The 20,812-nt window shown below is 40.7% G+C and carries 20 protein-coding genes; 5 read left to right on the top strand and 15 right to left on the bottom strand.

The features are described from left to right. The first annotated feature begins 26 nt into the window (after nt 1-26). Genes JW841_15980 through JW841_15970 form a run of 3 tightly spaced genes read left to right on the top strand, consistent with a single transcriptional unit; the run spans nt 27 to nt 2,921 of the window. A complete protein-coding gene (locus JW841_15980) occupies nt 27-1,799 on the top strand; it encodes an ABC transporter ATP-binding protein (protein ID MBN1962433.1) in 1,773 nt (590 codons plus the stop codon). A gap of 9 nt (nt 1,800-1,808) precedes the next feature. After that, nucleotides 1,809-2,468 (top strand): DUF374 domain-containing protein, encoded by a 660-nt coding sequence (locus JW841_15975; protein MBN1962432.1) that lies wholly within the window; start codon nt 1,809-1,811, stop codon nt 2,466-2,468. Between the two features lie 45 nt (nt 2,469-2,513). Next, the gene (locus JW841_15970; GenBank protein MBN1962431.1) at nt 2,514-2,921 is read left to right on the top strand and encodes a DUF2721 domain-containing protein; all 408 of its coding nucleotides are present in this window, start codon (nt 2,514-2,516) and stop codon (nt 2,919-2,921) included. 5 nt (nt 2,922-2,926) lie between these two features. On the opposite strand, the gene JW841_15965 is transcribed toward JW841_15970, so the two are convergent. The 9 genes from JW841_15965 to JW841_15925 form a co-directional block, all read right to left on the bottom strand. Continuing rightward, nucleotides 2,927-3,457, bottom strand: coding sequence for a cyclic nucleotide-binding domain-containing protein (locus JW841_15965; GenBank protein ID MBN1962430.1), 531 nt, complete (start codon nt 3,455-3,457; stop codon nt 2,927-2,929). Between the two features lie 5 nt (nt 3,458-3,462). After that, on the bottom strand, nt 3,463-4,929 hold the full coding sequence (locus JW841_15960; protein MBN1962429.1) for a hypothetical protein: 1,467 nt from the start codon (nt 4,927-4,929) through the stop codon (nt 3,463-3,465). 14 nt (nt 4,930-4,943) lie between these two features. Continuing rightward, the gene (locus tag JW841_15955) at nt 4,944-6,176 is read right to left on the bottom strand and encodes a CinA family nicotinamide mononucleotide deamidase-related protein (protein ID MBN1962428.1); all 1,233 of its coding nucleotides are present in this window, start codon (nt 6,174-6,176) and stop codon (nt 4,944-4,946) included. Between the two features lie 4 nt (nt 6,177-6,180). Further along, on the bottom strand, nt 6,181-6,702 hold the full coding sequence (locus tag JW841_15950; GenBank protein MBN1962427.1) for a phosphatidylglycerophosphatase A: 522 nt from the start codon (nt 6,700-6,702) through the stop codon (nt 6,181-6,183). 64 nt (nt 6,703-6,766) lie between these two features. Beyond that, a complete protein-coding gene (locus JW841_15945) occupies nt 6,767-7,594 on the bottom strand; it encodes a DNA-processing protein DprA (protein ID MBN1962426.1) in 828 nt (275 codons plus the stop codon). A 197-nt stretch (nt 7,595-7,791) separates the two neighbouring features. After that, entirely contained in the window at nt 7,792-9,057 is a 1,266-nt protein-coding gene (locus JW841_15940) for an MFS transporter (GenBank protein MBN1962425.1), read from the bottom strand. Nucleotides 9,058-9,139: 82 nt separating this feature from the next. Beyond that, nucleotides 9,140-10,579, bottom strand: a complete 1,440-nt coding sequence (gene pyk, locus JW841_15935; protein ID MBN1962424.1) for a pyruvate kinase — start codon at nt 10,577-10,579, stop codon at nt 9,140-9,142. A gap of 252 nt (nt 10,580-10,831) precedes the next feature. Beyond that, nucleotides 10,832-11,209: a hypothetical protein gene (locus JW841_15930; protein MBN1962423.1), complete on the bottom strand. Its 378-nt coding sequence runs from the start codon at nt 11,207-11,209 to the stop codon at nt 10,832-10,834. Then, nucleotides 11,176-11,328 carry a hypothetical protein gene (locus JW841_15925; protein MBN1962422.1) on the bottom strand — a complete coding sequence of 51 codons (153 nt, stop codon included), beginning with the start codon at nt 11,326-11,328 and terminating at the stop codon, nt 11,176-11,178. The genes JW841_15930 and JW841_15925 overlap by 34 nt, the downstream gene beginning before the upstream one ends. 389 nt (nt 11,329-11,717) lie before the next feature. Between JW841_15925 and JW841_15920 the strand changes: the two genes are divergently transcribed. Both JW841_15920 and JW841_15915 read left to right on the top strand, forming a co-directional pair. After that, nucleotides 11,718-13,595, top strand: a complete 1,878-nt coding sequence (locus JW841_15920) for a TIGR04551 family protein (GenBank protein MBN1962421.1) — start codon at nt 11,718-11,720, stop codon at nt 13,593-13,595. A gap of 24 nt (nt 13,596-13,619) precedes the next feature. After that, nucleotides 13,620-15,335: a glutamine--tRNA ligase/YqeY domain fusion protein gene (locus JW841_15915; protein ID MBN1962420.1), complete on the top strand. Its 1,716-nt coding sequence runs from the start codon at nt 13,620-13,622 to the stop codon at nt 15,333-15,335. A 10-nt stretch (nt 15,336-15,345) separates the two neighbouring features. On the opposite strand, the gene JW841_15910 is transcribed toward JW841_15915, so the two are convergent. The 6 genes from JW841_15910 to JW841_15885 all read right to left on the bottom strand — a co-directional run. Further along, nucleotides 15,346-15,597 carry a hypothetical protein gene (locus JW841_15910; protein MBN1962419.1) on the bottom strand — a complete coding sequence of 84 codons (252 nt, stop codon included), beginning with the start codon at nt 15,595-15,597 and terminating at the stop codon, nt 15,346-15,348. 84 nt (nt 15,598-15,681) lie between these two features. Then, nucleotides 15,682-17,352: a dihydroxy-acid dehydratase gene (gene ilvD, locus JW841_15905; protein MBN1962418.1), complete on the bottom strand. Its 1,671-nt coding sequence runs from the start codon at nt 17,350-17,352 to the stop codon at nt 15,682-15,684. Nucleotides 17,353-17,524: 172 nt separating this feature from the next. Then, nucleotides 17,525-18,607, bottom strand: a complete 1,083-nt coding sequence (locus JW841_15900) for a chemotaxis response regulator protein-glutamate methylesterase (protein ID MBN1962417.1) — start codon at nt 18,605-18,607, stop codon at nt 17,525-17,527. 14 nt (nt 18,608-18,621) lie between these two features. Next, on the bottom strand, nt 18,622-19,515 hold the full coding sequence (locus JW841_15895; GenBank protein MBN1962416.1) for a protein-glutamate O-methyltransferase CheR: 894 nt from the start codon (nt 19,513-19,515) through the stop codon (nt 18,622-18,624). Between the two features lie 26 nt (nt 19,516-19,541). Next, on the bottom strand, nt 19,542-20,186 hold the full coding sequence (locus JW841_15890) for a purine-binding chemotaxis protein CheW (GenBank protein MBN1962415.1): 645 nt from the start codon (nt 20,184-20,186) through the stop codon (nt 19,542-19,544). 21 nt (nt 20,187-20,207) lie between these two features. Continuing rightward, a partial coding sequence (locus JW841_15885) for a chemotaxis protein CheW (protein MBN1962414.1) occupies nt 20,208-20,812 on the bottom strand: 605 nt, incomplete at its 5' end.

The following is a 20,812-nucleotide window of genomic DNA, read 5'->3' as shown; positions in this document are numbered from 1 at the left end:
CTATCCTCATTTTTGCTTATTTATGCATGTTAGTTCTGGGCGCGGCTACTGCGGCGTATGCGTTTCTTGCTGGCCCAGCACTTAAATTTATTTTCTCAGGCAGCATTGTCGACATCATTCATCATGCTGATGGCAGTTTGCGCTCTATGTGGAATTGGCTGCCACCATCATTACTTAGTGAACTTGAAAAATTTGCTGAACAATCGGCTCTTTATATGGTGCCCATATTAATAGTTATTGTGGCATTTATTAAAGGCATGGCCCAAACTGGGCAATTCTATTTAATGGGCAAAGCCAGTCAACGCGTGCTGTTGCACTTACGTAGTGACGCTTTTGACTCTATGCTCAAACAATCGCCATCTTTTTTTGCTAAGCGCGCGCATGGTGATTTATTAAGTCGTCTTACTAACGATGCCAATCTGGTCGAACAAGCCATCTTTTATGGTATCACCCCAGCAGTGCGTGAGCCCTTATCAGTAATTTTTTTGCTGGTGTATTGCTTTGTTACTAACCCGCGCTTAGCTTTATTTACTTTTGTCATTGTACCACTGGCGGTACTACCTTTGGTACGTTTTTCAAAGTGGCTTAAACGCGTGTCGCATCGTGGTCAAACCGCCCAAGGTGATATAAATGCTGTGTGCTATGAAGCATTGGCTGGCGTGCGGGTAGTGCAAGCCTTTGGTACTGAAAAAATTGAAAATCAGCGCCTTGAAAAATCTGCTAGTCGGTACTTCAAACAAATGCTCACCAGCTACTTCATTCGCGCGGTGCGCACTCCTACCATGGAGTTTTTAGGTGCCATTGCGCTGGGCAGTTTATTAGGATTGCTGGGTTATCGAGTACGGGTATTAGGTGATGATCCTGCGCAGTATATTAGTTTTTTTGTTGCGGTAGTAATGATGTATGACCCGCTTAAAAAACTTGGTCAAGTTGCAGACTATATAGCTACTGGTGGTGCTGCAATTGAACGTATTTACGAAATTATAGATAGCCCTACCGACATTAATGACTGCGCTACCGCATATGAATTACCGCCATTTAATAATGCGATTGTTTTTGCAGGGGTAAATTTTTCTTATAATGAAAATCCTGTGCTTGAATATATTGATTTAACTATTAACCGTGGTCAAGTAGTGGCGCTGGTTGGCCGCTCTGGTTCAGGCAAAACTACGCTGGCTAATTTGTTACCTCGTTTTTATGATATTAAAGGTGGTTCACTTACTATTGATGGTCATGCTCTCAATAAAGTTACTCTGGCTTCACTGCGCAAACAAATTAGTGTGGTTAGCCAAGATACTTTTCTATTCAATACCTCAATTGCTGCCAATATTGCCTATGGACGCCCAGATGCCAGCTTTGATGATATCAAACAAGCTGCTATGGCTGCCCATGCCGTAGAATTTATTGAAAAGCTAAGTCAAGGATACGAGACGGTTATTGGTGAACGCGGGGTCACGCTCTCTGGTGGACAACGACAGCGTTTGGCAATTGCTCGCGCCTTTTTACGCAATGCCCCGCTACTGATTTTAGATGAAGCTACTAGCAGTCTTGATGTTGAAAGCGAACATCACGTACAAGCCGCTTTAGATGAGCTAATGACTGAGCGCACTTGTTTAGTAATTGCCCATCGTCTTTCAACCGTAAGACGCGCAGATCATATTGCCGTGCTTAAAGATGGCCACATAATCGAACGCGGGCGCCATCAACAGCTTATCGAACTCGGTGGTGAATATGCGCGACTTTATGACATGCAATTTCAAGATGAAAAACCATTGGCCACTCCCACAAATGCAAGTTAAGCTATGGTGGTGAAATTGCTGCGTCACTTAGCTGCTTGGATGATGGGTTTTTTATTACTCATTTGGCGGCTTACTTGTCGTTATCGTATTATCAATGACCCACGCCCGCAATTATGGGCGGCGGGTAAACCTTATGCCTATGCCTTATTACATGCCCATCAAATCGCCGGTGTTTTTATTAGTGACGAAAAATTATTAGCAGCCATGGTATCACGCTCGGCCGATGGTGATTTATTAGTGCCAAGTTTGCGCCTGCGCCATATGATACCGGTGCGTGGTTCATCGCGCAAAAAAGGAATTGATAAAGGCGGACGCCAAGCTTTAATACAGATACAAGAAATAAATCGTCAAGGCATACCAATATTGCTTGCAGTTGATGGCCCGCGCGGCCCACGCAATATAGTTAAGCGCGGTATTGCCGATCTTGCTATTGCTTGCAATTCGGTTATCTTACCCACCATTGTAATACCCAATCGGCGTATTATATTAAAACGAACCTGGGACCGCATGCAATTGCCGCAACCTTTTAGTACGATCACCATGACTTTCGGCGAACCTATTGTGGCTTTAGCTAATGAAGACCCGCTATTATTATGCCAACGGATAAGCGCTAGCCTTAAAGAACTTGAGGCTAAGTATGACCAGCAAGAGTGGGCACGATTTAATTAAATAATCGCAATTGACTAAATAAGTCATGCAAATTATGGGCAATTCATGGAATTATCACTACAAATACCTTTATTACTTTTTCCGGCAGTATCATTGCTTTATCTTTCATACAATGGCCGTTTTTTAGCTTTAGCTCAGCTAATACGATCACTGCACAAAGAATATGAAACCGACGGTCGTGCTAGCACTCGTGAACAAATAGCATCGCTGCGTCAACGCTTACGTTTTATCGTATATATGCAAATATTTGGTGCTTTAAGCTTTATTGCTGCTGCGGTAAGCTCTACCTGCTTGTTTTTTGGCGCCAACATAATTGGTTATGCTACCTTTGGAGTAGCGTTGATTTTTCTTATTGCTTCGGTGATTATCTTACTGCTCGAAATTCGTGTTTCGATGTATGCGCTTTCGATTTTAATCGATAAATCTGCGCCCCCTGCCAGTAATGAGCCATAATTGAATTATAAAGCCTTTTCTTGTTTCTTTTTGCGCGCTTTTTCTACAATAGAATCAATACTTGATTGTGCTTTTATTTGTGTTGCCATTAAAGCCGCTAAATCAGCACTGGTAGCCTGCAGACGCTCAGCCATAGTGCGAATAATGGCGCGGTAGATTTTAATTGCGCTTGCTGCATTATTTTCACAATACTGTTCAAAGGATTCTTTGCGAATAACTGCAAATGTCGTATCCAAGCTAGTCGTACAGGTAGCAGAACGTTTGGCACCTTCAGTAAAAATCGCCATTTCACCAAAGAAACCATCATGCCCTAGATAAGCTAAAAAACGTCCATCTTTTTTAGTGACATTCACTCCGCCTTCAACAACTAAATAAAGGGCGTCGGCGTCATCATTTTCTCGGACAATAGTTGAATGTGCGGGTATGCGTTCAAGCCATACTTCATTAGCTAAGACGGTTATTTCGTCATCGTTAAGATCAGCAAATAAAAAATTACGGCTTAAAGCTTGATGCACCTGTTCGGGCGGTTCTTTCATCAAAACTAATTTTGCCCTATTACTAACTTCATAGCCAGATTTCGTTTTGATTTGGCAAGCGAAAAATTGGTATGACCAAAAATATCAGCTAGCTTATCTTTAGAAATATGATGCACTGCGGCAGCAGACAAAATTTTACGACCAGCATACGATGATTGCAGCCACTTAGACCACATTTTCGCACCCATATGCGCATAGACTGAAGCTGACTCGATCGCTGAAAAATTATTTAACTTTGCTTTAGAAGTTAAGGCTATGTATAAAAGTGACTGGCTAGTAGTTAAAAATAATTGGTTTTGTTTTAGACCAAGTGCTGCAATTGATGTGTTGCCTCTATTTATCAAATAAACCGGTATATTAGCTATTTTGCTTTTTTGCACCTCAATATCAGGGTTTAATATTGGTAAACGATTGGTTAATGCGCTTAAAAAACTCGCAGTCGCATCGGCATCAGCTACTTCAACCTGCAATACCGGGAGTATTTGTTTGCTATCCGCTAAAAAATAAAGTGTCCAAATACGATAAACTTCTCCTAAAATATCTTTATTAACGCTTTTACCAAGCTGCTGTTCAATATCACTAAGTTGAGTTTGCAATAATGACATTTCTAAAGGGTTTAAATAATTCGCCACCAAGGTAACTACTTCATATAAGCGCAAAGGGGCTATTGAAGCATGAAAATATCCTAAAGCTTTTACAGGTATCTTTGGCAAATCCTGAGGTAAAACTGTTGGCCCAATAACGCTGCGCAAACCTTTTACTTGTTGGCCTTTAAAACTAAGTTCAACAATACTTTGAATACTATTATCTTTGGCAATATTCACGCTAAAGGTTAACAAATCAGCTTCTAACATACCTAAGCGATCTAAAATACCAGCTAACAAACTTGCATTCTTTTGGTGTGCCAAAATACCATAGTAGCGCTGCATATCAACACCACCACGTAAATCAAATGCTTGCACACTTTTTGCAACATAAGATGGAGATGAACTAAGTGGTTTTGAAATTTTCTGCTTAATAGATTGCAGTATTGACGAGCTTGGTGAAAGTGCAATTTCATTTTCTAGTAAGAGAGCATTAATTAGAAAATTTGGCCCGTATTCATATGTTACTATCTCATTAATTTTTGCTGAATTTACGGTTTTATAGCCCATTCTTAACAATAGCGAATTTATGACTTGGTTATATTTAGATGCATAACTGGTAGCATTAATTACTAATTGCCAATCAAGTATTGCATTATTCTTATTATAATATATCGCCGCTAATAACTGAGACGCCGGCGAGTTGTCAAATAATTTTCGTTCGCTAGCAGTAAAAATTTGATGGTATACTGAACGTAAAGGTGTTGCCTCAAACCTGCTAAATGTTTGTGAAATATTTGGTATTTCAGCCCAAATTACTGCATCACCAGCAAAGCGTTCTGCACTAGACGTGCTAAAAATTAGTGCCGTTAATAATAGTGCTGTCATCTTCGTTATAATTGTTAACCTTTAAGCTCGCGCCTTAATAAATCAAGGGCATGTTCAACTGCTAAAATTTTATTACGCCTACGATCAAAAGGTAATATTATTTTTTTTGTTTTTACCCCTGTAGGCCCCGCTAATGCTAACCAAATCGTACCCACAGGTTTTTCAGCGCTGCCACCAGAGGGCCCGAGAATACCGCTAGTGGCTAAAGCATAAGTTGATTTTAGATGTTTTTGTGCCCCTTTGGCCATGGCTGCAACTGTAGGCTCACTAACTGCCCCATGTTCATCGAGAATTGCTTGCGGCACATCTAAAATTTCAACTTTTACCGAGTTAGCATATGCTGATACGCCGCCAATAAAGACTTCACTAGCACCTGAAACATCGGTTAAGGTGTCAGCAATTAGCCCGCTAGTGCAAGACTCAGCCGTGCTAACAGTTGCACTTTGGTTTTTTAATGCGTTTATTACAACAGTGGCAATGGTATCGCTACTTTCACTAAAAACGTAATATCCTAAAGCTTGCCGTACAAAATTTGCGGCTTTTAAAAGCATCTCGCTTTGATCTTGGGTGGCAATTAACGTTACATGCACTTCTGGGAAAGCAGCACGATAGCCAACTCTAATCAATGGAGCAAGGTCAACAAGTGGAGCTAAGCTTTCACCAATGGCTGCCTCACTATTACCTAAACACTTAAATAATCGACGCACTAATGGCTGCTTGGGTAAAGTTAGGCGATCAAGTACCCCCGCAGTCATCATTGCCTCAAATTCGCGTGGCACCCCTGGTAATGACACAAAACAACAGCCATTTACGCTAAGGGCAAAACCCGGCGCTGAACCAACTGGATTATCAATAATTTCAGCGCCTGCAGGTCGATCTGCTTGTTTTGCCAAGCTATCAAGCAAGGGATAACCACGCTTAGTTAAACGTTCTTTGATCTGAGCTAGTACTTGCTGATCACGAATTAAAGAAACTTGCGCGAGATTTGCAAAAGCTTCACGAGTCAAATCGTCGCTAGTTGTACCTAAGCCCCCACTAACAACACATAATTTTGTGCCGCGGGCAATAACTGCCCGAGCTTCACGTACGATATCGGCTTCTCGGTCACGCACGGTTGTGCGTTGTGCGATTTCAAGCCCCCAAGGTACTAAGGCATCAGCTAAACGTGCCGTGTTAGTATCAACCACCCGACCATCAAGTAACTCGTCACCTGTTGCTAAAACTTCAATACGCATTAATGAACTCATGGTTTTACCACCAACCCCCTAAAACAAAACGCGCAAAGTGTAGCAATACGCAACCTACAAAACCTGCGATCACATCATCAATAACAACACCAAAACCACCGCTAACATTTTTATCAAACCAACGTATGGGAGGTGGCTTTAACATATCAAGACAGCGAAACACCACAAAAGCTGTAATCACTTCTGGTAAGGCAAAAGGTACACCAAATACGGTCACCAATAAACCAACTACTTCGTCAATAACAATATGACGCACATCATGAGTTTGATAAATTCGCTCGGCATGTTGCGATATTAGCGTTGCAATAAAAATAGCACCTACAGTTATCAATATAAAAATCCATAACGATAGATGCGCCATAACATACCAAAGTGGTATAGCCGCTAAGGTACCAAAAGTTCCCGGCGCTTTTGGCAAATAGCCAAGACCAAAAACGCTTGAAAGTGCTAATACAATATGATCAGCAAACGAACGTGGTGCGGTATTTTTTGCTTGTCCTGATGAGATAGAATTATCTTGGTTCATGATAACCGCAAGCTTTAGCATAATCTGCTACTAATGCACATGTTCTTAGGCAATTGTTGGGCAATTACTCTCGTGTGGCGATTGAAAAAACATCTTCTAGAGACTTAAGTTCTTTTGCAATACCATCTTCTAATAATTTATTAATCCCCGAGCGCTCACCCCCAATTGCTGCTGGAGGCACCCAAATTTGCGTATTTAAGCGGCGCGCAAAATTAGCGGTTGATAAAGTGCCAGATTGAAGCGCTGCTTGCGCAATCAATAAATGTTTTGCACACCCAGCGATAAAACGGTTGCGCAGCGCATGACTTGAGGCAAATGTATTGGTTAACGGTGGATGCTCAGAAACCAGAGCCCCATTTTTAGTAAGAATTCTTTCAAATAGGCAACGATTTGAGGCTGGATAAATTTGATCAGCAGCAACACCAAGATATGCAACCGTTAAACCTCTTGCAGCTATTGCCCCGCAATGAGCAGCAGCATCAACTCCTAAAGCGCCACCTGAAGCCACTACAAAACCAGCGGCAACGGCGTATCGCGCCATTTCAATCGCCCATTCACGCGGCCCGTTTTGAGCGTTTCTTGCACCAACAATACTAATTGCTGTTTTTTTTAATGCTGCCACATTACCACGAATAAATAAGACCGGGGGCAATGGACGCACCCGTAATAAAGAAGGTGGGAATTCGGTGCATGTTAAACAATGAATATTAAACATATTAAGAATGATTTTTTGCTTTGCCGCTAAACGCCACGCTTCAGGTTTGGGTCGCCATTCTGGTTGATTGGCAACAATGGTTGGGTCACTAGTTGTTAATAATTGTTGGGTGAGCTGGGCGCGCTTATTTGGGTAACTGACCAGCAAAGCAAGTAATGATTGAATGCTATTATTCATAAATGAATGACATTAACAAATTGCATGCCAAATCTAACTTGTTGAAATAACGTATGATTGATTTAGTGAGAACTTTAGGTGTCGCAAATTGCGACAAAAAAATTAACGATTTATCAACTCTATATAGTGTTGTAAAAAAACAACGGTACCTGCTTACTTTTTGCTATTAGGGTATGTAGACAATTTAGGGACACGCCTTAAGAATATCGCCGCGTACGAGGGTCTTTCACGATATAAGTAAAGGACAACAAAGCTAGAAGCGCAAATAGCGCACTAAAAACAAATAGCGTCGTAAACTTTATTTTTACGATATCAAGAAATATTCCACCTAAAAATGGCATTACCCCAAAAGATGCGCCTGCCAAGGCAGTGGCTAAGGTTGTATAACGTATTCTACTTTTGGCATCACCAAATTCAGTAAGTATAACTTGAAAACTATTAAGCCGCGCATTGGTACTAATGCCAACTAACAGAAACACTAAATATAAATTAGCCGGCGCCGGAAAAAATGACACTATCAATAAAGTTGATAGTGAAATAAATGCACCAAGTCTAGCTACCTGCAAATTACCCAGTTTATCACCAATATATCCAATAACAATACCAGATGCAGAAAAACCAATATTTAAAAGTAGAGTATAAAACACTACCGTGCTTTTATTAACTAATGATGGATCAAATGTATTTAAAGCAAAATAAGTATAAAATGCCGCACCACACTCTGAAACACTCAATAATATTTGTGTTAATAGAAATTTTACAAAATTAGTATCTGTACGTAGTACAGCAATAAGTGATGCAAAATAAGTGCGAGTATCTTTTTTCTTTACTGGTGGTGAAGGTTCGACCTCTTTGATTTGTATAAAACAAATAAATGACATAAATAATAATACGGCACCAATCAAAATGACAAACTGATAATTATTGGGAAAAGCATAATGCAGCAATAAGACATCAATCAACGGTGGTGCTAATATACCGCCAATACCTGCGATAGCTGTACGAATAGCGTTAGTTCGTGCACGAAAATTTACTGGAATTGTTTTGCCGCAAAAATCAATCCAGGTTGCATTATAAAAACCACCTATTGAAGAAAAACATGCATAGAAAATCAATATTAATACTGCAGTTGGTTTTGGTCCTAATGTATCAAGCAACGATAAAGACAAAGCCATGCAAATAACGAATAAACGCTGAATAAAACCACACGTTGCAATGAATTTTTTTCTATAACGAAAGCGCTCAGCTAAACGTGTGGTAAATAGCCCAGGCAGATTATAACCAATAAAAAATATCGCTGATATAAGACTAACGATTATAGGTGAATCATATAGTTTTTGAATTAACGCCACCAAAATTGTCATCTGATGAAAAAACACCATGCCCGACATAAAAATACCGGAATCAAGGGATTGTAAAATGATGTTTTTGCGGATCAGCTTTTTATCTGTTGTTTGGTTCATAGCACTGTTTTTAACGATTAAAACAGACTCTATGACAGATTATCGCTAATTGATGATAGTAAAAATTTCGCTTTAAAAAAAATTAGTCTCGAAGAGCTGTACGTATATGAATCGTGTTTGTAGTAACCGCATGATTCAATGAAATACCTGCGGTATAAACTACTATATCACCGGCTTTTATAAGACCGCGCTCTACCAATAGCGACTCCATCATCGGAAATACTTTTCCGGGTGGCAGACTGTCTTGTAGCCAGAATGCATAGGCACCACGTACTAAATTCATTCTGCGTACGCTATCAAGACGAGTTGAAAACATATAGACTGGTATTTGTGGTCGCTGCGAAGTTAAGCGAATTGCAGCATTACCAGTATCAGATAAACAAGCCAATGCCGTAGCTTGCATATCTTCGGCAAATAAACGTGCTGATTTACCTAACGACATACCTTGTTTTGATGAAGAACTGTCAAGGATTTGCCAATCGTCAAAATTAAAAAAGACCTCTTGCTTTTCGGCGTCTTCGGCAATTTGCACCATTATCTTGACTGCATCGATAGGATACTTGCCTACTGAAGTTTCACCTGAAAGCATAATTGCATCAGTACCATCAAAAACTGCGTTAGCAACATCTGAGGCTTCTGCCCGAGTTGGGCGTGGGCTAACAATCATCGATTCTAGCATTTGGGTAGCAGTGATAACTGGTACACCGTGGCATAATGCTTCGCGGATGATACGTTTTTGAACTGCTGGCACTTTTTCAATGCCCATCTCAACACCAAGATCACCGCGGGCTACCATTACTGCATCTGCTGCATGCAGGATCTGTTCAAGATCTTCTACTGCTTCGGGTTTTTCAATTTTAGCAATTACTTGAACTGGGCGTGTCTGTTGATCGATAAGATCTTTTAACTGAAAAATATCACGCGCCGAACGCACAAAAGATAAAGCAATAAAGTCAACATCATGGGCTAAAGCAAAACGAGCATCGGCAATATCTTTGTCAGTCATGGCACTGACATCAAGCTTAACAAAGGGTAAATTAATACCTCGTCGATCTTTAAGCTCACCACCATGAATTACTGAGCAAACTAAGCCTTCGGCGTCTTTTCTCTCTACTACTAGCTCAATTAACCCATCGTTCATAAGAATACGATCACCGATGGTGCTATCTCGTACTAATGGATCAAATTTAGTGGTAATTAATCCGGGAGCGCCGTCTTCTTGAGAATGCACAATTTTTACTTCAGTGCCATCTAAAAGCTCAATGGCGCCATTAGGAAAGTTATTTGTACGAATTTTTGGACCCTGCAGGTCGGCGATAATTGCAACTTGCCGTCCCAGTTTTTCTGCTTCAGCACGCACCAAAGCTATTCCTTTGGCGTGTTCTTCTTGTGATCCGTGTGAGAAATTAAAACGTACTACATCCATGCCTGCCAGTAGCAATTCACGCACCATCTCTGGGGTAAATGTTGACGGGCCGATAGTACAAATGATTTTAGTTTTTCTATACAACGATAAACTCACTTTCATCTTCGCGCTAATTATAACACCAGCTAACAATAGATTAGTTGGTGTTATTAGGGCATAGCGAAGCTATGCTCATAGAGTATACTGCAGATACGATATCGCAATGCACCTGCAAGAAAATTTATAGTGACAATGTTGTGACTACAACTTCGGTTACTTAGGGATCTGCGATTTTAAACACAGTATTCGTTGAACCTTATTTGCATGCTCAACAACTACACCTGACGTAAAATGCCTATCAGGCAAACTTTACGCACAAGCTGACATTGCCTGTGGTAACAGCCTTTCGTCAAGATCTAGAGGGTAAGAAATTTGTGTTGCCGAAGGCACATTTTCTAATCCCGCACGAACAGCCGCTTCACGTCGTGCAAGCGTTGCAGCTCCAAAAAGAATTGCTGTCGCTACACAAGAGACATCACGAGATTCTAAAGGCTCAAGCCAAGTACCTTTAACCCAACGATTAAATGAACCAATAGCTGGACCACACCAAATCTGGTAATCAGCCTGTCGTGTTGGTTCGCCGGTCAAAGCCCAGCGTGAAGAAAAACCAAGATACCATCTAAAAGTAAGCGCCATTCGCGCTTTAAGATCATTTAATCCTTCATCGGCTTTGTTGGATTCGCCCAAAATGGCCTCGCAAGATCTCGCAACTTATGCGTTAATATTTCACTATCGTTAAAAGTTCCCCAGGTTGGTGCATTACCTATATGTTTGTCAGTGTTTTGCACCATTTTGCTACTATACATTTTTTTGAAAACTCCTTCGCGTTTATCGATCGCAAGAATGCATTAGCAAAGATCTGGCCATTTTCTAGTTTTTAATATAACGCAACGCATAAATGAATCTGTCTCTGGTTTTCTTATGACAAAGTTGTTAAGTAAAACGCGATTATAGCAAAACAATGATTTAATTTTGCTATGACAGTTTTGGTTTGGCTGCGCGGTATGATAAAGCCTCGCTATTGGCATGGAGTCTTTGAAATCGCGCAGTTTTTTTCTCTTTTTGTGCGAAATTTTCTTCGCACTCGTGGAGTCTTGAAGCCAACAAGCTCACAGGTATAAAGTGCCGCGCTATTTAAATTTTAGCAAAGGTACTTTTCTTGGCGAGAGTTGATAAACTATCTGGAGTTCCTAATATGGTTAGGTATTTTCTTGTTGTACTTTTTACATTAACTGTAAACAACACTCAGGCTCAGGAGCAACCTGTAGCAAATCAGGAATCTGCTGATAAACCTGCTGCAAATAAATCAGATGATTCATCTGTAAAAAATGAGGCCACCGCATCGCCAACACCTTTAACGAATAACGAATTTGAAGAAACGCAGCTTGCTGATTGGGATCGAGCTGACTGGCAATTAGTGCAGACCAAAACCGCCTTATTTGACATTAAAGGTTATTTTCGTTTTCGCACCGATCTTTTAAGACGCTTAAATTTCGGTAATGGAACTGTGACTGAATTTGTTGAAGGCCTGCCTGCCCCACGCTTATACGCCACTTCAGGGGATAATGCTGATTTTGCCGCAGCCAATATGCGCTTGCGTATTCAACCGACAATAAATGTGAGCGAAAATATCCATATTGTTAGTATGTTCGATATTTTAGATAATGTTGTTCTAGGTAGCACGGCAAAAACAAATTTTACTACCAATCAAAACCCTACCAATATTTTAAATCAAGGTACTGCCACAGTTAATAAAGGCGTCAATTCTGTAACCGATGCAATTGTTGTGCGTCAGCTTTATGGCCAAATTCATGCGTTTAATGAGCAACTTGAATTACGCTTTGGCCGTATGCCCTCAGATTGGGGCCTTGGCATTCTTTCCAATTCTGGTTCGTGCCTTGATTGTAATTATGGCGATGTCGTTGATCGACTCTCAGTAACTTTTAAACTCGCCGATTTAATTTTTGTTCCTATGTATGACTGGGTATCAAGCGGACCGGTACTTAACACTTTTAATAATCCAAGCAATATAATGGGTCGAAGCGGTGGCCAGCCTCTTGACGCTGTTCCATGGGATGATGTTGACCAATTTTCGCTTCGCATTCTTCGGCTTGATTTACCTGAAACTATTCGTGAACGCGTAAATAGTGGCCAAACTGTATTCAATTATGGTGTTTGGGGTATTTGGCGTCGACAAGCTCGTGATCTTTCTTCAATATATTACACTGACCCTAACTCTTCTGGAGATACACAGAATACTGCTGCAGAAGTTGATGCCTCAGGTGGCTTGCCAAAAGAAGAAAGACGCGACTCGAGTATCTTCACCGTTGACGGTTTTACTAAAACTTATTTTGGTGGATTTGAGCTTGGCATTGAAGCTGCTGGCATATTTGGTTCTTATAATCTTCAAATACCAAGTGCTACTGCTAGTGGTGGCACTACCAAACAGAAAATTAGTGTCTACCAATTTGGTGCTGCGCTTGACGCTACCTATCGTGCAAGTAGTGATATGCAGGGGTTAATTCTTAACTTCAAAACCGGTGGAGCCTCAGGTGATTCAGCCCCTGGTTTTGGTGCCCTTGATCGCGCAAACACGCAATATGGCAATACGGTAGCGACCGAAGATTATGATAATAAAATTACCAATTTTCAATTCAATCCTGACTATCGACTCGACTTGCTATTATTCCGCGAAATAATCGGCACCGTTACTGATGCTTGGTATCTGCGACCCGAAATCGCATACGTCTTTAGCAATAATATTTCCAGCAGCTTTGCAGCAATTTATTCTCAGGCTCTCTTTAGACGTTCTACTCCACGAGGTGCTGGAAGATATCGTGACGCTCAAGGCGATCTACAAGGTGCTCGTGGTAGTCTGCCATTAGGTTTAGAATTTAATGCTGAAATATCATACGGATTGCTTGGCAAAATCGCCCAGACTAGTCCAATTAAACTGTCTATCGCTGGCGGTCTTTTATTTCCTCTCTCTGGATTTAAAAACACTTCTCTTACCCAGGACCAAGACGGTAGTTTTTCTTGGACTATTCAAACTCGCACTTATATAACTTTTTAAGTAGGTAATGCAGTGACCAAAGACATGAGCAAACCTAAAAGTGTCGTTGCAATAAATGGCGATACCGCAAACGAAAGTATTGATTTTATACGTCGTATTATCAATGACGATAATAAATCAAATAAACATCAAGGTCGCATAGCCACACGTTTCCCACCAGAACCTAATGGCTATCTACATATCGGTCATGCTAAAAGTATTTGTTTAAATTTTGGCATCGCTAAAGAATATAAAGGTACTTGCAATTTACGTTTCGATGATACCAACCCTGCAACAGAAGAAGTAGAATATATTGATAATATTATAAACGACGTTCATTGGCTTGGCTTTTCCGAGACCGCGCTCTATTATACTTCCGATTATTATCAACAATTATACGATTACGCTGAATTATTGGTTCAAAAAGGCAAAGCCTTTGTTTGTGACCTCTCGGCACAAGAGACACGTGCTTATCGAGGTACTCTTAAAGAACCAGGGCGCGATAGTCCTTATCGTAATCGCACTATTGCTGAAAATCTTGATCTCTTTCGTCGTATGCGCAGCGGCGAATTTGCTGACGGTTCTCGTACTTTACGCGCCAAAATAGATATGAATTCGCCAAATCTAAACATGCGTGACCCCGTTATGTACCGAGTAAAACGTCAACCGCATCCTCGCACTGGCGATACTTGGTGCATCTATCCAATGTATGACTATGCCCATCCACTTTCGGATGCAATCGAAGGTATTACCCATTCAATTTGTACTTTAGAATTTGAAGCGCATCGTCCGCTCTATGATTGGTTTATTGTTGACTTTATAAGTAGTAGCAAACCACAACAAATCGAATTTGCACGCCTTAATTTGAGCTATACGATAATGTCAAAACGTAAGCTCAAACAACTTGTCGACGAAAAACATGTCTCTGGCTGGAATGACCCTCGTATGCCGACATTGGCTGGTCTGCGTCGTCGAGGTTATACGCCTTCTTCTATACATCGTTTTGCTGAGCTAATCGGTGTTGCCAAAGCAGATAGCATTGTTGATTTTGGAATGCTTGAATACGCACTTCGTCAAGACCTTGAAAACAACGCTCGTCGCGTAATGTGCGTGCTAAAACCACTCAAAATTGTGATTACTAACTGGGATACCGGCAAGTGCGAAATCGAAGCACCTTATTTTCCTGAAGATCCTGATAAGCTTGGTACGCGCCAGTTACCGATAGAGCGTGAAATATTTATTGACGCTGATGATTTTTTAGAAGATCCACCCAAAAAATTCTTTCGCCTAGCTCCTTTACGTGAAGTACGACTACGCTATGGCTATATCATTAAATGTGAGCAGGTTATTAAAGACGCCAGCGGCAATATTGTTGAATTGCATTGCACTTATGATCCGGCAACTCGTGGAGGCAAAACCCCCGATGGCCGCAAAGTAAAAGGTACAATTCATTGGGTTGCTGCCAGCCAAGCTCTACCTGTTGAAGTACGGCTTTATGATCGGCTATTTACGGTTGATAACCCTGGTGAAGGTGGCAGTAATTTTTTATCACAATTAAATCCTCAATCACTCGAAATAGTAAAAAGTGCTTTAGCAGAACCAAGCTTGGCGTCAGCACAATTGGGTGAAAATTACCAATTTGAACGATGTGGTTATTTTTGCCTTGATAGCGATAGCAAACCAGATGCTTTGATATTTAATCGAACTGTTACTCTTAAAGACAGTTGGGCTAAAATTATTAAGAAAAGTGATCAAGAATAATATTTAATCGTTAATTGGTGCAACGACGCGCTATCAAAAAATAAACTGCTACTGCAATAGCTACCCATAGTAACCCATCAAATATTTTGGCAATTAGAGTTTTAGGTTTCTTGGTTTTGCCGCCTGAAAAGAAACCTTTGGTAAAACTACGCAAGCCACCTAAAGTACCACCAGCCTTATTAGATTCGCCATCGCCTTGTTTTTGCTTTCGATGTTTTGTTTGCTGCAAAGCCGATTTTTGCTTTCGCCATCTTTTAGCCATGATTAATCTCTAAGTGCGATTAGCTTATATGTTGAGCTGCTAAACACGATGTGAAGTAGTAAAACCACGCGAACGGCTGGTTTTTTAACAAACTTCAGGTGGTAATAATACAGCTCCGCTAGAAGCGCTGGTTACCAATCGCTCATAGCGAGCTAACCATCCACGAGAAAATTTATACTCTGGTTTTTTCCATTCTTGTTTGCGTAAAGCCAATGTGGCTTCGTCAACCAATAAATCAAGTTTACGAGCTGGTACATCAATAGAAATTTGATCTCCATCTTTAACTAAGGCTACCGGACCACCCTCGGCAGCTTCTGGTGAAACATGACCAATACTTAAATTACGCGTCCCACCAGAAAAACGCCCATCAGTAATAATCGCAATTTTGTCACCAAGACCACTACCGGCAACGCTAGCTGTCAAAGCTAAAGATTCACGCATGCCTGGGCCACCCTTAGGACCTTCATAGCGCACTATCAAGACATCCTTTTCAACTACTTTACCAGCGCGCAGATATGCCATTGCCGCATCTTCACTATTGAATACTCGCGCGGTTCCCACGAATTTAAGCATGTTACGTTCAACTGCACCCTGTTTAACAACAGCGCCATCTGGAGCGAGTGAGCCCTTTAACACGGCAATACCGCCCTCTTTAGCAATCGGTTGTTCTATGGTTTTGATTACATTTGCATCCGCGGGTGAAGCGGCATTAATAATTTCTTTTAGCGTATGGCCGCTAACCGTTAGGCAATCTGTATTGAGTAATGACGCCAAATTTTTCTCAAGCGCCGGGATACCACCAGCCCATTCAAAATCTTCCATCAATTGCTCGCTACCTGGGGCTAACGATGTCAATTGTGGAGTTGAACGACTAAGACGATCAAAATCTACAATAGTAATATCAACTTCGGCTGCATGGGCGATAGCTGGAATATGCAAGGTAGTATTTGTAGAACCACCTAATGCCATATCGATACGGATGGCATTTTCAAGAGACTGACGTGTAACTATTTTTCGTGTGGTGATCCCTTGACGAACAAGTTCAACTACTCGTTCACCCGCAAGCTCTGCAAGTCGCGATTTTTTTGCGGACCCTGCCAGTGCTCCAGCTGTGCCAGGTAGACTCATCCCCATAGCCTCGGTTAAACAAGCCATGGTATTGGCAGTATAAAGACCTTGACACGAACCTTCACCAGGACAAGCTTCAATTTCTAAATTTTGCGCTTCTTGCTCAGAAAGTTTGCCAGCTCTGCATAAACCAACTGCTTCAAAGGCATCTTTTATTAGACTTAATTTGCGCCCAGCATGATGGCCCGAAAGCATCGGCCCAGCAGTAACCACAATACATGGGATGTCTAGTCGGCATGCAGCCATGAGCATTCCAGGAGTGATCTTGTCACAATTAGTTAACAACACTAACCCATCTAGCGCATGTGCTTGGGCAATGGTTTCAATCATATCGGCAATTAACTCGCGTGAAGGCAAAGAATAATGCATGCCTTTATGGCCCATAGCAATGCCATCACAAATACCTGGCATACCAAAAAGAAATGGCACCCCACCACCAGAACAAACACCCCATTCAATACGACGCTCAAGGGTACGCATACCTACATGGCCAGGGATCAAATCAGTAAAGCTTGAACATAAACCGATAAATGGTTTGCCCATTTGTTTTGGAGTAATTCCGGTGGCGTATAATAACGCCCGGTTTGGCATTCTTTCTAAACCTTCTTTGATGCTATCACTACGCATGTCTGTGCTCGCTTTTTTTAATGATAACTTTCACTTGTGACCATAAGGGCAATAATCGAATAAACATAGGCGATAATCTTCATGACCGACTTAGTCAAGAGAGTGCGGCATTTTATCATTGTTATATATTTAATAAAGACTATTTCGACTTAATGCATGCACATTTAATTATTTAATTAAATAATCTTGTAGTATTTGCAACCCGTTTAAGAATACCATCGGCGATCTGACCAAGAGGAAGCACCTCTTTTACCGCACCGCGAATAATAGCTTCATGAGGCATACCAAAGACAACACAACTCTCTTCATCTTGGGCGATAGTATCAGCACCAACTTGTTTTAGTTCTAAAAGTCCCTCGGCGCCATCATCACCCATACCTGTCATAATTACTCCAATCGCACTACGGCCAGCGGTTTGAGCTGCTGAACGAAATAGCACATCAACACTTGGCCGATGGCGAGATATGAGCGGACCATCCTGCAAATGAACTAGATATTGCGTTCCAGCTCGGGCTAGAATCATGTGGCGATTACCAGCGGCAATTAACGCTCGACCAGCAAATACTTTATCGCCATCACAAGCTTCTTTTACTTCGATACGACAACAATTATTTAAGCGCGTTGCAAATGCAGCGGTAAAACCTTCTGGCATATGTTGTACAATAACCATTGCCGGAGCATTTGCAGGCATAGCTTCAAGAACAACGCGAAGAGCTTCCGTGCCACCAGTAGATGCGCCTATGGCAATTATTCGATCATAACCTTGAATGAAATTTGTTCGACGTTTTGGAAGAATTAGATCAGCACTAAGTTTGGCACTAGGAATAATACGGTTTATCTTCAATTTAGCTTGTGCGGCTGCAGCTAATGAATCCATTAGCATTACTGCTGAATCAGTTAAAAATTCCCGCACGCCAATTTTGGGTTTTGCGACAACCTCAACTGCACCAATCTCTAATGCGCGCATAGCAGTTTGCGAACCATTAGTGGCATAACCTGAACAAATTACTACGGGGATTGGATCTTCAGCCATTATTTTTGTTAAAAACTTCATACCATCCATACCCGGCATTTCTAAATCTAACAAAATTACATCCGGGCGTTCTTTGGCCATTTTTGCCATTGCAATATATGCATCGGGAGCAACACTAGGAATAAAATTGCCATTGTTACTAAGTATTGATAGTAGTGTTTGCCGCACGACAGCCGAATCATCAACAATTAATACACGTATTGGTCGTTGTTTTTCTATCATGCCTTTCTCGATACTTATGTTATACCTGTTTCAGGTAAAACACTCTTATTCTGCTCGCGGGTATAAACCGAATGTGCAACAGCATACAATTGACTATTAAGGCCATTAATAGTTTCAGCATGACCAAGAAATAAATAACCAGCATGTGCAAGATAAGAAAGTAGTCGTTCAATAACAGCATTTCGTGAAGTATTATCAAAATATATTAGTACATTACGACAAAATATTAAATCAAAGGTATCAATATATTCATAAATAGTATCGTTGAGATTCATCCTCTCAAAACGGATTATTTTTCTTAAAGCATTACTGGCTTTCATCCATTTAGATTTTAAGTTGACTCCACGAAGCATATATTTTTTTAAATAGTACTCATTAATCTCAGAGGCTCTGTCAATATTCCATATTCCTAAACGAGCTTGATTAAGCGCTCGTCGTGATAAATCAGTTGCCAGTATTTCAATATCCCAATAGCCTTGACCACATAGTTTGTCTAAAAGCACCATGGCTATAGAATAAGGTTCTTCGCCGGTTGAGCACCCCGCACTCCAAATATGTATTTTACGAGAACCACCATATAAAGCTGCTTTAATGCGTGCGGGAAGCCATGTGTTAGCAAGAAATTCAAAATGATGTGCTTCACGAAAAAAATGCGTTTCATTAGTACAAATGCAATCAAGCATTGTCGCTAATTCATCAGTATTACCTTTAGTAACTAAACGATGATAGGCGCTAAAATTAGGTAGACCTAATTCTTTTACTCGTGATGACAAACGTCCGGCGACAAGAGCGCGTTTTGCATCTCCTAAAAATATTCCGGCTTCACGATATACGAGGCGTTGAAATAATTTAAATTCACTTTCGATAAGTTCGTATGGTTGCTTAATGTTATTATCTAAACTAATCATCTAACCATACCGTCGATTTAAATTGCCTAAATATTCACAGATTGTGTCTGCGAAGCCTCACTATTTACGATAGCAGTATTTGCTGAACTATCTAGTATTTGTTTTGATAAATTATCGGTAATGCTAATGGTATCTATAGCCAAATAATGTAAAACACTATTAAGATCTAATATTAATACAAACTTATCTCCAATATTTGCCATACCTTTAAGAAAATCTACTTTAGCCTTTGTTCCAAACGCTGGAGCTGCTTGCACTGAATCTTTTGGCAACTCAATTACCTGACTAACAGCATCTGCTAATAGGCCAACTACTGTCTGTTCCCCTTCCCATTCAGCTTCAATCATGACTACACAGGTGCGTTTAGTAATATTGGTTTCAGTTAATCCAAAAAGTAACGCTAGATCTAATACTGGTACTACACGACCGCGAAGATTAACAACGCCGCGAATAGCACTTGGTACCGAAGGGATTTTTGTTAATTTAGACAGTTCAACGATTTCTTTTACTTCAAGAATCCCTAAGGCATATTCTTCACCAGCGACAAAAAAACTTAAAAATTGATTTTGTTGGTTATCGCTAGTTATAGCTTGCGATAGTACAAAATTACTAACAGTTTCATTTGAATTATTCGCTGTCTTATCATTTCGTTTTTTGTCATTGTCGCTCATCTACGACTCCACTTTTGTTACCTATACTTCAGCTCCGTTCGTAATAGTATGACTAATTCGTCGCTGGCGGTTTTCTAAATTATAACTGGTCGTCATGCGCATTAAACCAGCCACATCAATAATCAACGCTACACGTCCATCACCTAAAAGTGCTGACCCAAAAATCCCAGGGACCGAACGTAATACTCGTGCTAAAGGTTTAACTACTGTTTGACCTTCACCATATAAGTAATCAACAGCAATGCCAACTTCACCATCACCATAACGTATAACCACAACGCTTTCACGCACCGAAGATTTTTTAGCAATACCAAACACATCCCGTAAACGAACGTATGGCAACACTTTACCACGTAAATTAATGACACCTCGACTATTAATATTTTCTTGCTCGCAATAAGGTAATTCAATACACCCCACTACTGATTCTAATGGAAGTATGAATATCTCATCACCAACTCCCACTGAAAAACCTTGAACTATACCTAATGTAAGTGGCACACGAATCGTAATTTGAGTTCCTTTATCGATCTCACTGCTAATCGATATTACACCATGAAGCGATTCGATATTTCTCTCGACAATATCTAATCCTATACCCCTACCAGAAATCTCAGTTACTTCTG

It is taken from the genome of Deltaproteobacteria bacterium (genome assembly GCA_016931625.1).
GTDB lineage: Bacteria > Myxococcota > XYA12-FULL-58-9 > XYA12-FULL-58-9 > JAFGEK01 > JAFGEK01.
This window is presented reverse-complemented; position numbering and strand designations above follow the sequence as displayed.